Annotated in this window: 13 protein-coding genes, 1 tRNA gene and 1 other RNA gene; 8 read left to right on the forward strand and 7 right to left on the reverse strand. The window is 42.4% G+C overall.

Going from position 1 to position 14,492, the window contains the following annotated elements; all coding sequences use genetic code 11:
* The first annotated feature begins 24 nt into the window (after positions 1 to 24).
* Complete coding sequence (locus NAQ_RS06540) at positions 25 to 1,077, forward strand: pelota family protein (RefSeq protein ID WP_100182773.1); 1,053 nt, start codon at positions 25 to 27, stop codon at positions 1,075 to 1,077.
* On the opposite strand, the gene cutA is transcribed toward NAQ_RS06540, so the two are convergent.
* Positions 1,074 to 1,385 (reverse strand): divalent-cation tolerance protein CutA, encoded by a 312-nt coding sequence (gene cutA, locus NAQ_RS06545; RefSeq protein ID WP_100183500.1) that lies wholly within the window; start codon positions 1,383 to 1,385, stop codon positions 1,074 to 1,076. The genes NAQ_RS06540 and cutA overlap by 4 nt on opposite strands.
* A gap of 88 nt (positions 1,386 to 1,473) precedes the next feature.
* Between cutA and NAQ_RS06550 the strand changes: the two genes are divergently transcribed.
* The 4 genes from NAQ_RS06550 (at position 1,474) to NAQ_RS06565 (ending at position 4,295) form a co-directional block, all read left to right on the forward strand.
* On the forward strand, positions 1,474 to 2,631 hold the full coding sequence (locus NAQ_RS06550; RefSeq protein WP_100182774.1) for a site-2 protease family protein: 1,158 nt from the start codon (positions 1,474 to 1,476) through the stop codon (positions 2,629 to 2,631).
* Positions 2,632 to 2,670: 39 nt separating this feature from the next.
* Positions 2,671 to 3,576: a TIGR00269 family protein gene (locus NAQ_RS06555; protein ID WP_100182775.1), complete on the forward strand. Its 906-nt coding sequence runs from the start codon at positions 2,671 to 2,673 to the stop codon at positions 3,574 to 3,576.
* Between the two features lie 41 nt (positions 3,577 to 3,617).
* Positions 3,618 to 3,928, forward strand: an RNA gene (gene ffs, locus NAQ_RS06560) — signal recognition particle sRNA.
* Between the two features lie 4 nt (positions 3,929 to 3,932).
* Positions 3,933 to 4,295, forward strand: coding sequence for a hypothetical protein (locus NAQ_RS06565; protein ID WP_245871559.1), 363 nt, complete (start codon positions 3,933 to 3,935; stop codon positions 4,293 to 4,295).
* On the opposite strand, the gene NAQ_RS06570 is transcribed toward NAQ_RS06565, so the two are convergent.
* Together NAQ_RS06570 and NAQ_RS06575 are read right to left on the reverse strand one after the other, a co-directional pair.
* On the reverse strand, positions 4,292 to 4,570 hold the full coding sequence (locus NAQ_RS06570; protein WP_100182777.1) for an acylphosphatase: 279 nt from the start codon (positions 4,568 to 4,570) through the stop codon (positions 4,292 to 4,294). The genes NAQ_RS06565 and NAQ_RS06570 overlap by 4 nt on opposite strands.
* A 55-nt stretch (positions 4,571 to 4,625) precedes the next feature.
* Entirely contained in the window at positions 4,626 to 5,357 is a 732-nt protein-coding gene (locus NAQ_RS06575; RefSeq protein WP_100182778.1) for a 50S ribosomal protein L2, read from the reverse strand.
* A gap of 93 nt (positions 5,358 to 5,450) precedes the next feature.
* Between NAQ_RS06575 and NAQ_RS06580 the strand changes: the two genes are divergently transcribed.
* From NAQ_RS06580 to gatE, 3 genes are read left to right on the forward strand one after another with little or no spacing between them, the layout of a single operon-like run.
* Positions 5,451 to 7,655 (forward strand): CDC48 family AAA ATPase, encoded by a 2,205-nt coding sequence (locus NAQ_RS06580; protein WP_100182779.1) that lies wholly within the window; start codon positions 5,451 to 5,453, stop codon positions 7,653 to 7,655.
* Positions 7,656 to 7,687: 32 nt separating this feature from the next.
* Positions 7,688 to 8,971: a Glu-tRNA(Gln) amidotransferase subunit GatD gene (gene gatD / locus NAQ_RS06585; protein WP_100182780.1), complete on the forward strand. Its 1,284-nt coding sequence runs from the start codon at positions 7,688 to 7,690 to the stop codon at positions 8,969 to 8,971.
* A 29-nt stretch (positions 8,972 to 9,000) separates the two neighbouring features.
* Positions 9,001 to 10,887, forward strand: a complete 1,887-nt coding sequence (gatE, locus tag NAQ_RS06590) for a Glu-tRNA(Gln) amidotransferase subunit GatE (RefSeq protein ID WP_100182781.1) — start codon at positions 9,001 to 9,003, stop codon at positions 10,885 to 10,887.
* 11 nt (positions 10,888 to 10,898) lie between these two features.
* Here gatE and NAQ_RS06595 read toward each other — a convergent pair whose 3' ends face one another.
* The 4 genes from NAQ_RS06595 to dnaK all read right to left on the reverse strand — a co-directional run bounded on the left by NAQ_RS06595 (position 10,899) and on the right by dnaK (position 14,472).
* Complete coding sequence (locus NAQ_RS06595) at positions 10,899 to 11,153, reverse strand: hypothetical protein (protein ID WP_100182782.1); 255 nt, start codon at positions 11,151 to 11,153, stop codon at positions 10,899 to 10,901.
* A gap of 65 nt (positions 11,154 to 11,218) precedes the next feature.
* A tRNA-Leu gene (locus tag NAQ_RS06600) sits at positions 11,219 to 11,303 on the reverse strand.
* A 226-nt stretch (positions 11,304 to 11,529) separates the two neighbouring features.
* Positions 11,530 to 12,618 carry a molecular chaperone DnaJ gene (dnaJ, locus tag NAQ_RS06605; protein ID WP_100182783.1) on the reverse strand — a complete coding sequence of 363 codons (1,089 nt, stop codon included), beginning with the start codon at positions 12,616 to 12,618 and terminating at the stop codon, positions 11,530 to 11,532.
* A gap of 27 nt (positions 12,619 to 12,645) precedes the next feature.
* Positions 12,646 to 14,472: a molecular chaperone DnaK gene (gene dnaK, locus NAQ_RS06610; protein WP_100182784.1), complete on the reverse strand. Its 1,827-nt coding sequence runs from the start codon at positions 14,470 to 14,472 to the stop codon at positions 12,646 to 12,648.
* Positions 14,473 to 14,492: the final 20 nt, after the last annotated feature.

The following is a 14,492-nucleotide window of genomic DNA, read 5'->3' on the forward strand; positions in this document are numbered from 1 at the left end:
TATCGCTCTACACAATACCACTCCATGATTACAAAGATTATCGATGACAGTACTGTGTCGTTTTTAGTCGAAGAACCAGATGATTTGCTGGTATTGCGCAGAATTATAAAAAATCAGGATACCATAATCTCAGACACTACACGCGTAATAAAACAGGACAAGGATTATTCTAGGCCCGACAGAGGTGAGCGAATCAAGATTCGCATAGCACTGGAGGTTGAGAAAATAGCGCTGGATGCAGTTTTTGACAAACTGCGAATCCATGGCACCATTACAGAATCAACAAATGAGGCAGTATCAAAAGGACTTCATCATTCAATTCTGGTAAGAATTGGGGATTCGTTTAACGTTGTAAAAAAGAAATGGCAGCCGCTTGAGCTAAAACTGATAAAGACGAAGGACGAAAGTCTTGGGTTTGTCTTGGTTGCAATAGACAGGGGAGACTGCGGAATAGGCAAGCTAAAAGGGACTCACTTGGAGCTGATGCAAAACATGTATTCTGGCTCCAGTGGAAAACAATACAAGACTAGCTTCAACATTCAGACATTTTTTGAAAGTGTCGCAAAGGCGCTAAACACAACACTCAGAGAAAACGACAGTCTAGTGATTTTTGGCCCTGGTGAAACAAAAAGACAGTTTGCCAACTTTTTGGCAAAAAGCCCCATCTCAAAGGCCCACAAAATAGAGATAGTTGACGGAATCGATTCTGGAGGAGAAGATGGGATTTACACGTTTATCAAGTCAAAGGTAATGCAACAAATACTGAGCCAGAGCAAGCTTGCCAAGGTCTCATCCATACTAGAAGAAATAATGATCAGGGCAAACAACAAGAGTAGAAAATTCACAATGGGTTTTGAGGAGACAAAAAAGGCAAACGACCTTGGCGCAGTAGAATCGCTGGTTTTCTCAGAGAAAATAATCCAGACTCATGATGAAAACCAAATAATACAGTTCCTAAACGATGTTGAGTCCAAGGGAGTCAAAGTCTACGCATTGGATGCGTCAACAGACATAGGCCTCCAAGTATCCGGCCTTGGTGGAATTGTATCCCTTCTTAGATTTGCAGTGGATGTCTAGCCAGTAGAGTCAATCAGCCATTGTAGATATGGCTTGTTTAGATCAGCTAGTGTTATTTCTGCAATTTCTGGGACTTTGTACGGGTGCGTGAGCTTGATCTGTGCTTTTAGCTTTGATTTGTTTTTTTGTGTAGTTTTGAATACTGCCAAGATTTCATCTGTGTTTTCTATTTTGCCTTGCCAGGAATATACCGAAGATATCCTAGTCATGTTTACGCATGCTGCAAGTCTTGATCGTACAAGCTTGTTTGCTATTTTTTGAATTGACTTTTTGTTCGGATATGTGGATAATATCACTACCCCTTTCATAGCAAACGATAAATGGGCGTCATTAAAAAAAGTAGCAATTAATTTGAACTTGGATTTTTTATCACAGAACGCCATAATCTATGTTTTAATGGCTTGGGGAATCATACTTGGATTAACCAAAGCACTCAAGCTGGAAAAGCACGGATTTGAGGTAAAACCGTACAGCCTGACATACAAGAACACTCAGGTTCAGGTAGCACTTACCAAGATGCTCGGCAGAACTAGGCGAGGCATACGTGTGTTTGCCGATGTAAGTGTGGTTGCAGGTTTTATCATGATGGGTTTTGGATTTTGGTTTTTGATAGACAATGTAACTAAATTCTTTGACAAGCCGGAAGAATTCTCAGAGCTTACAGTGCTGATCCCAGGTGTCACACTGACATCGTCTTCTGCAATTTTGTATTTTCTGTTGTCAATTCCAATTGTACTGGTGATACATGAGGGGGCCCACGGCATAGTTGCAACTCTGGAAAAGATCCGAATCAAGACGGGTGGATTTGCCATATTCATTGCAATGTTTGCCGGATTCGTAGAACCAGACGATGAAGAATTCAACAAGGCAAAAAAGATCTCAAAGCTTCGAGTAATTGGTGCAGGAGCTACTTCAAATGTGATATTTGCACTGGTGCTTGGCGCCATTTTACTGACAAACCCGTTCTTTGCAATTGTTGTGCCAGAGCCAATACGAAGTACGTTCTATGAGACCCCGCAAGGAGTAAACATACTGGGCATAATGCCTGGCGGAGGTGCAGAAAAGGCAGGACTACAAATCAATGATGTCATAACATCAATTAACGGCATTTCGGTGGTAACGCCTCTTGATTTTACCAAGGTAAAGCTTGTACCGGGAGAGATTGCCAAGGTCACAGTACTTCGAGACGGAGTCAGCATCGATCACCAAGTAGAGGTAATGCCTTCTCCTGATGATCCCACCAAGGGTTTGATAGGGATAACACGCGACAATTCCATATCATACAAGCCAATCTACAACTTCATAGAATGGAAGAGTCCTGAGCTGTCAATGTTTTTGCTGTGGCTTTGGATGATCTCATTTTTCATAGGAATAATCAACATGCTTCCATTGCCAATCCTTGATGGCGGCAAGTTCATCCACAGCATAATTGACAAAAAGCTTTCAGATTCAATGGTAAATCGCACAATGTGGGCAATCTACGGCTTTACCTTTGCCTTGTTTGGCCTAAACATCGCGCTATCATATCTAAAATCAGGCTGGTTTACAATCTAGAGTAATTATCGTTAAATTTGGGCTACTGGCACCAAAGCCATGAAATGCGACAGATGTCAAAACACCGCAGCCTATTCTAGGAAATATTCCGGTGAGAGCCTATGTTCTGAATGCTTTTCAAATTCCATATTGCGCAAAACTGCAAGGACCATTTCAAAATACAACATGATCCAAAACGGTGAATTGGTTTGTGTGGCAGTCTCTGGAGGAAAAGACTCACTTGCATTGTTACACGTATTATCAAAGATGGCAAAAAATCACAATTTCAGAATTCACGCAGTGACAATAGATGAGGGGATTCCCGGATATCGCGATGAAGCATTGGACATAGTAAGGGATTTTTGTGTAAGGCTTGGAGTAGAACACACCATATATCCATACAAGGACTTGTTTGGTTTAACATTGGATGAATCTCTAAAACAAAACGAAGATGACAGATTGTCATCGTGCTCCATTTGTGGCACATTTAGAAGGCGTGCAATGGATCATGCAGCAATGCAAATTGGGGCAGACATTATTGCGACAGGTCACAACCTAGATGACACACTACAGACATTTGTCATAAACACGTTATCTGGAGACACCAACAAAATTGGTTGGATGGATCCAGACACCTCCAATAACACCCTGCGAAAGATAAAGCCGTTTTGCGAAATTTACGAGTCAGAAATCGTCTTTTATGCATTCACAAATAATTTGCCATTCCAGACTGAACCATGTCCCCACACGAATGAAGGAATTCGGACAGAGATTCGCGAGTTTTTGAACAAATTAGAAAACAGCCATTCAGGAATAAAGAATAACATGTACCGATCTGTTCTAAAAATATCACAAACCATGAAGGATGCCAACCATAAAGAAAAGATCAAGTGTGCAAATTGCGGCGCAGAGTGCACAGGCAAGGTTTGTTCTGTGTGTAAGATGATTGTAGATCTGCGTGACTAAACCTTAATGCACATATAACATTGTATCGTAACCATATTTGGTAGTAGGTAGGATCGGGGCGCTAGCCGTGCCCTTTTCTGAAACCGGCTCTATGCAGAGGTCAGTAACTGCTGGATAAACTTCCAGATGGATAATTCCCGCTTGATGTACTGAAATGAAATCACGCCGAAGCGGGTGGATACAGGCACGTGATTGCTCGAAGGAGTAATCTTAGTGTCGAATTGCCGAAATGGATGAGGTCCGGGAGGGAGCAATCCTAAGGCAAAGTATTCACGCTACTTCGTCAACGTGGCGGATCTTGTGCATCTTGAGATGGGGTTACTTGTCGGGATCGGAACTAGCAGATCTACTACCACTTGAATTATTTAGTATTATACCAGCTCACAAACATGGACGGATTGTCTTTGGGGCCAAAAAGAAACTATGAGGACTTCAAAAAACAGATACCAAAATCACTATTTTTCATGTTTGACTCACTAAGGGAGTATTGTCTTTCACTTGGAAGCAATGTTGTAGAAGATGTTCGTGCACATAGAATAGTGTTTGGCAAGTCGCTTTCATTTAGGTGGTTTGTGGACCTCGAGCCAGAGGGAAACTCCATAATTGTCAAGATACAACGAGACAGAAAGGAGTCGTTCCAGACCAAAACAATAACAAACGAACAGGAATTGGATGCGCTCAAGGCTACAATTTCTGATGCCTATAACACCATACACTAGTACAATACTTCAAACTTGGCAAACTCACCTTTGAATTTTTCATTTCGTATTTCTACGTCTTCTACTCGTGCATTTGCAGGGCCTGCGTGGCACCACTCCACCACATTACTGACATCAAGATCTTCGCCTTCGATTATTGCCTCGACTCGGCCGTCCTTTAGGTTTCTAACCCAGCCTGTTGCGTGATTCTTTTTTGCAGTCACCTTCATTGCCTGGCGAAAAAAAACGCCCTGCACTTTGCCCTTTATGAAAAGATGAACACGCTGTTTTGCCATTTAGGAATTGATCTTGTCTTGGTCTTAATCAATTTTAGGGTGCAGAAAAATTGGATTATGCTCTTTCTTTGACTCGAGATCGTCCAGTCTTTCTTGCCGCAATGCTTCCTACCTTTGCTCCTGGTGGTGCATCTCTTGCGACTGTTCCTCCACCACCCATGTGTTGGTGTCGTCCTCCTCCGTGTGGATGGACATATGCTGCTTGGGCTACACCCCTGACTATTGGATATTTGTGGCCCTTTGATCTGTATCTTCTCCATTTGTTTCCTGCATTAAGGAATGGTCTGTCTCCAGCTCCTCCTCCTGCCAGTACTCCAATCATGGCGCGATTCTTTGGGTTTAGTGTAGTAAATGCTCCAGATGGTAGTTTTATGATAACACCGTCTGTACCATGCGAGAATACGGTTGCAGAGCCGCCTGCGCTCTTTGCAATTGCTCCACCGTCGCCAAAGTGCTTTTCAACGTTGCACACGACGGTTCCGTCTGGAATGTTTTGAATGCTAATTACGTTTCCTTGCTTGAGATCTGCGTTTAATCCAAATTTGATAGTACTGCCAATGGATGTTCCAAGAACCGCTGGAATCATGGAAATGGATCCGTTTTCAAAGCGGACTCGTGCAAGCGGTGTGTCCCGGCCGCTCTCATGGACAAGATCGACTACTGTGCCGGTGTGATCTTCTGCCAAGTCAAAATACGGGTATTTTGCTGGTGAGATCTTGCTAGTTGCGGCTGCTCTGAATTGCATGCCTCCCCGGCCACGTCTTCTAACTAATGGTCGCTTACCCATTTTTGGTGATGGTTGGGACTTTGGATTTTAAGCTTTGTTTTATGTGGATCAAAAAGGCCAAAGATATAAAAAATACGCTGAGATGTTAAACCTATGAGCCAGAGCGCCCTTTCTCTCAAAGTTCTTGAAGCATACACCCGAGATGTTGGGCGCGGGGTGGCAAGAATTGACTATGATTCTATGGATACGCTAAATGCCTCAACTGGTGATGTTATCGAGATTAAGGGAAAAAGAAGGACAGTTGCAAAATGCCTTCCGTTATACCCATCAGATGAGGGAAAGGGAATCATACGAATTGATGGCTTGGGTAGAAACAATGCTGGCATTGCGATTGGCGATACCATTACTGTTAGAAAGATAAAGGCGGTGGCTGCCGAAAAAGTAGTAGTTGCGCCACTAGAGGCAATTCCTCCAATTGATGAGAGGTATTTGGCTGATGCTCTAGAAAGCGTTCCACTAATCAAAGGTGACAATGTAATGGTGCCGTATTTTGGCGGACGATTGACATTTCAAGTAATTGGTGTTACTCCAGCAGCTGATGCAGTACTGGTGACACAGAAAACAGTTTTCCATATTGCAGAAAAAGGAGAAACACTAAGAGGAGTACCACAGGTAACATACGAAGACATTGGCGGGCTCACTGATGAAATCAAAAAGGTTCGCGAAATGATCGAGTTGCCACTACGACACCCAGAGATATTTGAAAAACTCGGAGTCGAAGCGCCAAAAGGCGTGCTTTTGTATGGTCCACCAGGAACTGGAAAGACATTGCTAGCAAAGGCAGTAGCAAATGAAAGCAATGCTCACTTTATCAGCATTTCAGGTCCGGAGATAATGAGCAAGTTTTACGGTGAAAGCGAAGCAAGACTCAGAGAAATATTCAAGGAGGCCAGAGAAAAGGCACCATCAATAATTTTCGTAGATGAAATAGATTCTATTGCGCCAAAAAGAGAAGAAGTAACTGGCGAAGTAGAACGACGCGTCGTATCACAAATGCTATCATTAATGGACGGACTGGAAGCAAGAGGTAAGGTAATTGTAATTGCCGCAACAAACAGACCAAATGCAATCGATCCAGCGTTAAGAAGACCTGGACGATTTGATCGAGAAATCGAAATCAAAGTACCAGACAAGAAAGGCCGAAAAGACATTCTCAACATTCACACAAGAAACATGCCGCTTGTAACAGAGGAAAATGACGCAAACTATGTCAATATTGACAAAATTGCCTCAGTTAGTCACGGCTATGTGGGCGCAGACTTGGAATATCTCTGCAAGGAAGCAGCAATGAAGTGCCTTCGAAGACTATTACCAGAGCTAAACCTAGAGGATGAAAAGCTACCACCGGAAACACTAGACAAGCTTATTGTGAACAATGATGATTTCCAAAAAGCACTCATCGAAGTAACCCCATCTGGAATGCGAGAGGTATTCATTGAAAACCCAGACGTAAAATGGGACGACATTGGCGGACTAAAGGAAGTAAAGCAGCAACTCCAAGAGGCAGTAGAGTGGCCAATGAAATATCCAGCACTATACGACAAGCTTGGCCATCGAATGCCAAGAGGAATTCTATTGCACGGAGCAAGTGGTGTTGGAAAGACATTGCTAGCAAAGGCAGTAGCAACTGAGAGTGAGGCAAACTTTGTCTCAGTAAGAGGACCAGAATTGTTATCAAAATGGGTTGGAGAATCAGAGCGAGGGATCAGAGAGATATTCCGACGTGCAAGACAGGCATCACCATGTGTTGTGTTTTTCGATGAAATTGATTCTATTGCACCAATTAGAGGAGCAGGTGCAGAAACGGCAGTAACTGAACGAGTAGTAAGTCAGCTTTTAACAGAACTGGACGGAATGGAAAACATGCATGGAGTAATTGTTCTTGCCGCAACAAACAGGGCAGATATGATAGATCCAGCATTGCTAAGACCAGGACGATTTGACAAGATTATACAGATTCCAATGCCAGACAAGGACAGCAGGCGACAAATTCTGGAAATCACCGCAAAGAGCATTCCTGCAGTATCTGACAAAAACCAACTTGACTATGTCAACTTGGACAAGATAGCAGAAATCACGGACGGAATGAGTGGAGCAGATGTGGCTGCAATTGCAAACACTGCAGTATCCATTGTAATTCACGAGTATCTAGACAAGCACCCAACAAAGGAAGAGCTTGAAAAGGCGTCGACTGATGCCAAAGTAACCATGAGACACTTTGAGGAAGCAGTCAAAAAGGTAAAGACCCAAAAAGACCTCAAGATTGGTCAAAAGATAGCAGTGCCGTACTATAGATAACTAAAATAACAACAAAACTTAGTTTTTCGTAAATGTCAGAATATAGAGGCTACAATGGCAGAGCCCTAGAATTCCTAAAACAAAACAAGGTCAAAGTAGGAGACACTGTCAAAATTATAACGGATTTTGAGCAGACGGCCACAATAATGCCAAGATATGAACACAGCGATGATTCGCATATTGTTGTAAAATTCAAGAGTGGTTACAATGTTGGCTTGGGACTAGACAAGATAAAAAAAATCGAGTGTCTATCCAATGCTTCGTCTACTTTAGAAAGTAACAATATCATAAAACACAATCCGGCATTGCCAAAAATTTTGTTGCTGTCCACGGGTGGAACAATTGCAAGTAGAATTGACTATAGAACAGGCAGTGTCACACCAGCACTAACTGCGCAAGAGCTAAATGCATCCGTGCCAGAACTGGCGGAAATTGCAAATATTGATGCTGAGGTGTTGTTTTCTGAATATTCAGAAAACATTACACCAGAACACTGGATAAAAATTACGCAAAAACTAGACTCGCTTGCAAAATCCGACTATAAGGGAATTCTGGTTGCGCATGGAACTGACACTATGCAATACACTGCAGCATTTTTGTCGTTTGCACTGGCTGGCTTTCCAAAGCCCATAGTTCTAGTTGGCTCGCAGAGATCATCAGACAGGCCGTCATCCGATGCCGCACTAAACCTAATTGGTGCTACAAAATTCATTGTAAAATCAGGCGCCAATGGGGTCTTTGTTGCAATGCACAATTCTGAGAATGATGACGATATTGCATGTCATCTTGGAACGCGTGTGCGAAAAAACCACACTAGCAGGAGAAATGCCTTTGAGACAGTTGGTGCAAAACCTGCATTTGTTGTATCTGGTGATTCAGTAATTCAGAACTTTGCTAGACCATATTATAACCAAAAAGACTATACCCCAAAGATAGGCCTAGATTCCAAAGTGGCGCTGGTAAAGTATCATCCTGGATATGATTCAAAACTAGTCGAAAATCTTCTAGACAGTGGATACAAGGCAATAATCTTTGAAGGAACAGGCCTTGGACATGTCGGCAGAACAATGTATGATGTTATAAAAAAAGCAAAACAGCGAGACGTTTTTTTGGGAATGACATCGCAATGCTTGGATGGCCAGGTAAACATGGCAATCTATGAGAGTGGAAGGGATCTGATGCATTTTGGCGTGGTTCCTTTGTCTGATATGATTTCTGAGATTGCACTTGTGAAAGCAATGTGGTCACTAGGCACAAATGCCAAAAACATCAAAGATATTATGCTAAAAAATATCGCATCTGAATTTAGGGAATAAGATTTAAGGCAATCGCAGTTAGGTTTTGTGTGGAGCCTCAAATAGACAAAATCGGCCTAAAGATAGGCCTTGAGATACACCAGCAACTGGCAACCAACAAAAAACTATTTTGTGGCTGCAGGCAACTAGAACTAGAAGAATATCCACTCCGATTTACAAGAAAATTGAGGCTGGCAAAAAGCGAGCTTGGCAAATACGACCCAGCCGCGCTCTTTGAATCATCAAAGTCAAAGCAAATCCAGTATTTTGCAAATCCACAAAGTAGTTGCCTTGTGGAATATGATGATGAACCCCCCCACAAGCTGGACCAAGACGCAAAAGACACTGCGTTGATCATTGCTTCTGCATTAAAATCGGATATTTTTGATGAAAGTTATGTTATGAGAAAAATAGTAATCGATGGCTCCAATACATCCGGATTTCAGAGAACCATGCTAGTATCACAAGGCGGACACATCAGAGTAGACGGCCAAGATGTTGGTGTCCAGACAATTTGCCTTGAAGAGGATGCTGCAAAACTGCTCAAAGATACAGATAGTACTAGAGAATATGCACTTGACAGACTTGGAGTACCGCTTGTAGAAATCGCACTAGAGCCAGTTGAAGGCAATCCAGTATTTGTGAAAAAAATCGCACTGACCCTTGGGAGACTGCTCAGAGTGACTCGTAGAGTGACTCGTGGAATAGGATCAATCAGGCAGGACGTAAATGTCTCAGTGTCTGGTGGTGGAATTGTAGAGGTAAAAGGAGTCCAGCAGCTAGACCAGCTTGAAAAAGTGATTTTGTATGAGGCAAAACGACAGCATGGATTACAGATAATAGCACAGAAGCTGGAAAAAATAGATCTTGACTCTATATCAAGGGAGCAGAGTGTTGATGTTACGTCATTTTTTGCAGATTGTAAATCAAAGATAATTCAGAAATCAATCAAGGACGGCTATACCATCAAGTCGCTGGGAATCAAAAATTTTGCGGGCATGTTTGGATATGAGCCGTATGAAGGAATACGATTAGGAAAAGAGCTTGGGCAACAAGTGCGATTTTTTGGAATTGGGGGAATTTTCCATTCTGATGAGCTGCCAAACTATGGCATAGAGCAAGACTATGTTAACAAATTGCGTGCACTACTAAAGTTAGAAAAAAATGACGGATTTTTCATAATTGCAGGTCCAAAAGACAAGCTAGAGTTTGCGTTAGATGCAGTAATTAACAGAATTAAAGCTGCAAAAAACGGAGTTCCTGCAGAAACCCGCGCTGCAACAAATACCGGTGAGACGGTATTTTTGAGGCCGAGGCCTGGCTCATCACGAATGTATCCAGAAACAGACATTCCTCCAATACTAGTAAGCAAGCAAGAACTTGAATTTGCACAAAGAAACGTTCCAAAATCTTGGGATGAAACAATAGCAGATCTACAAAAAAAATACGGACTAAACTTGCAGTTAGCAGAACAAATCTTTGATTCTGATTATTTAGAATTGTTCGAGTCAGTTTGCACAAAATACAAGAACCCAAATTTTGTGGCATCCGTCTTGTGTTCTACTATAACTAATCTGCAAAGACAGGGGCTAGATCAGATGTTGCTCAAGCCAGAACACATTACAAGAACATTTGAGTTATTATCAGATAATAAAATTGCAAAAGAGTCAGTCGAAATTATCTTTGAGAACATAATGTCTGGCAAAATAAAGTCGCCGGACGAATTTGCACAGAACCAATCTTCCTTTGACGATCTGGAACTAGAAAAATTCCTAGACAATCTGGTTCAGAACAACATCGGCATAATACAAAAACAAGGCACTCATTCTACAGGCATGCTCATGGGAATGGCAATGAAATCGCTTCGCGGCAAGGTTTCAGGCGAAAAAATAAGCAAATCCCTAGAGTCAAAAATTGCAAAAATATTAGAAAAATAAGAAAAATTAGTTTATTCTAACTTTCTTCTTCCTGTTCCTCTACCCATTGAAACGTAGCGACCCTTTGCAGAAGGTTTCTCAGTTTCTGGAGTATCACCAAGTTTTCTTTTGCCTGTACCACGGCCAGACACAACATATTCGTCCGCTGCTTTTTCCTTCATTTTTTTCTGGTATTCTCTGAACTTTTCGCCAGCCCATTTTTCATCGTCGGATTCTGCTTCTCTTCGTGATGTGCCCCTGCCGCCAACTTTAATGATTTTTCCCATTGGGAAACATTAGAACTAACTATGGTTTAAAGTTGTTCATAGTTTTGGTTTAGTTTTATGATTTATGCGGGAGGTGGGATTTGAACCCACGAACTCCTAGGAGATAAGGATCTGAACCTTACGCCGTTGACCGGGCTTGGCGACTCCCGCAAACAATGGTCTTTGCATCCAAAATAAAAGTCATTTATTAGCAGCACATCTGGACAGGTACAATTGGAATTCAAGGAGATATACTGCAATAACTGCAAAAAAACACTAGGGCGCTATAACATCAGGTATTTTTCTGACGCCAAGATTGCCGAGCTGATAAAATCAACACATACAACCCATTATAGAAACGGCCACCAAATATCAATAAGAAAGATCAGCAAATAGATTATTCGAAGGTTTTACCGAGTTTTTCTAGCAATTCCTTTTGCTGCTTGTTCAGTTTTGTCGGTATGTCTATTACCAGTCTGACATACTGATCACCTCTTCCCCTAGAATTCATGTATGGAAGGCCTTTGCCCTTTAGCTTTGTAATTGTATTTGGCTGTGTTCCTTCCTCGACTTTGACTTTTTCTGGCTTTTCTAGCGTGGGCACTTCGATTGTTTTGCCAAGACATGCATCGACTATAGAGATCTTGGCATCATAGAAAATGTCTGCGCCATCCCTCTTGAAATATGGGTGTGGTTGAACTCTGACTCGAATTACAAGATCGCCATTTTGGCCGTGTGGTATTGATTCACCCTCGCCAGAGATCACATAATCGCCGTTGTCAATTCCTGGCGGGAGATCAAATGAAATATGTTTGGTACCGCGAGTTTTTCCAGATCCCTTGCATCCAGAGCAAGGCTTTGAGATGAATTTTCCTTCGCCATGACACTTTGAGCACGGCTGAACAGTAACAAATGTGGAGAATCCCATGTTACGTGTAATTCTTACTTGGCCTTGACCCCTACAAGTAGAACAAGTTTCCGGTCGTGTACCTGGTGAACAGCCAGATCCGTTGCAGTCCTTGCAGTCAACATTCTTTTTGATGTCGATTTCTAGCTTTCTGCCCCTAAATACATCATCAAGCGATACTGATATTTCGTGCAAAAGGTCTTGGCCGCGTTGTCTTGAAAATCCGCCAAATCCTCCGCCACGTCCAAACAATGACTCAAAGATGGAATCAAAGCCGCCTGCACCGAAATTAGAAAATACTTCGTCAAAGTTTCCTCGCGCCCCAGAGAAAATATCCTCTGTAGAGTATTTGCCGTCAACTCCGGCATGGCCATATTGGTCATAGAGCTTTTTCTTTTCAGGATCAGAAAGCACTGCATAGGCTTCCGAGATTTCCTTAAAGTGTTCTGCAGCCTCAGGGGACTTGTTTCTGTCAGGATGGAATTTTAGTGCCAGCTTGCGGTATTGCGATTTTATGGTATCTGTGGAATCAGATTTGGATACTCCCAATACCTCGTAATAGTCTCGTTTTGCAGACATTTCTTATTGTAATGGATTGATTAGTAATTAGTTTGTAGGGCCTTTATTCTGCGTGTTTTGTTCAGATGGGCCTGACTGTTGTTCTTGTTGTGGTGGCTGTTGGACATTTTTGTATAATTCGGTTGTGATTTGGTTTACCAGAGTTTTTAGTGTCTCAAGTTTTGGTTTGATTTCATCTGGGGTTTTATCCAAGACTTCTTTGAGCTCCTTGATAGACTCGGAGATTTTGATTCCTTGTTCTTGCGTCAGCTTGTCTTTGAGGTCTTGGGTCAGAAGCTTTTCAGTAGTATAGACAAAGCTTTCTGCCTCGTTTTTGATGTCGACTGATTCTTTTTTCTTTTTGTCTTCTTCGGCAAACTTTTCCGCATCTTGTTTTAGCTTATCAATTTCTTCCTTGGATAGTTTGGTGCCTGCCTGGATTGTTATTTTTGCTTCCTTTGATGTGCCTAGATCTTTTGCTGTGACATTTATGATTCCGTTTGCATCAATGTCGAACTTGACCTCGATTTGAGGAATTCCTCTTGGTGCGGGCGGGATTCCGGCAAGATTGAAGCTGCCAAGCGATACATTGTCCGCTGCCATAGGTCGCTCGCCTTGAACTACATGAATGGTAACTGCCGTTTGATTGTCTGCTGCTGTTGTAAAGACTTTGGTTTTTGAGGTAGGAATTGTTGTGTTCCTTTCAATTAGTGGCTCTCGCAGGCCGCCTAGTGTTTCAACTCCTAAGGTTAACGGGGTTACATCCAACAATACAATATCGCTGGTAACATCACCTGCGATTATTCCTGCCTGTATTGCGGCACCCATTGCAACTGCCTCCATCGGATCCACGCCAGACTCTGGGCTCTTGCCAATGACGTCACCTACGAATTTTTTGACCATTGGGATTCGTGTAGGACCGCCAACCAGTACAATCTTTGAGACATCTGTTGCAGAAAGCTTTGCATCGCGCAATGCGTTATCAATTGAGGTTCTGCATCGCTCTACAATTGGTCTGATTAGTTCTTCAAATTTTGCTCTAGTGAGTTTTAGCTCTAGATTTTTTGGACCTGATGACTGATCATATGAGATAAACGGCAAGTTAATGTCAGTTTCCATTACTGTGGAGAGTTCTATCTTTGCTTTTTCCGATGCCTCTCGAATTCTTGTCATTGCAGTACTGTCTTTGGTCAGATCAATTCCGGTCGTTTTGCGAAATTCGTTTACGACATGATCAATTAGGACTTTGTCCATGTCTGTTCCGCCCAATTGTGTGTCTCCTGATGTGCTCAGTACTTCAAAGACGCCACCGCCCATTTCCATTATTGTGACATCTAATGTTCCTCCTCCAAGATCAAACACAAGAATCTTCATGTCTTGGCCTGCCTTGTCTAGGCCAAATGCCAATGATGCCGCTGTTGGTTCATTGATGATCCTTACAACATCAAGGCCTGCAATTGTTCCTGCATCCTTTGTTGCCTGTCTTTGGTTGTCATCAAAATATGCAGGAACTGTAATTACTGCTTTGGTTACCGGTTCGCCTAGGAATGCCTCGGCGTCTTTTTTGATTTTTTGTAAAATAAATGCAGAGATTTGTTGTGGTTTGTAGTCTTTGCCCTGTACTTTGAAGATATGATCAGATCCCATCTTTCTTTTTGCCGCAATTATGGTATTGTCTGGATTTGTGACTGCCTGTCTTCGTGCTGGCTCGCCTACCAGTAGTTGGCCTTCCTTTGTAAAGGCGACAACAGATGGGAATGCTTTTCCACCTATTGAGGTGCCTTCGGCAGCTGGAATCAAGGCTGGCTTGCCTCCCATCATTACAGCTGCCGCAGAGTTACTCGTTCCAAGATCTATTCCAATTATTTTTGCCATTTTTTCACCATTTGATTATT

The organism is Candidatus Nitrosotenuis aquarius (genome assembly GCF_002787055.1).
Taxonomy (GTDB): Archaea; Thermoproteota; Nitrososphaeria; order Nitrososphaerales; family Nitrosopumilaceae; genus Nitrosotenuis; species Nitrosotenuis aquarius.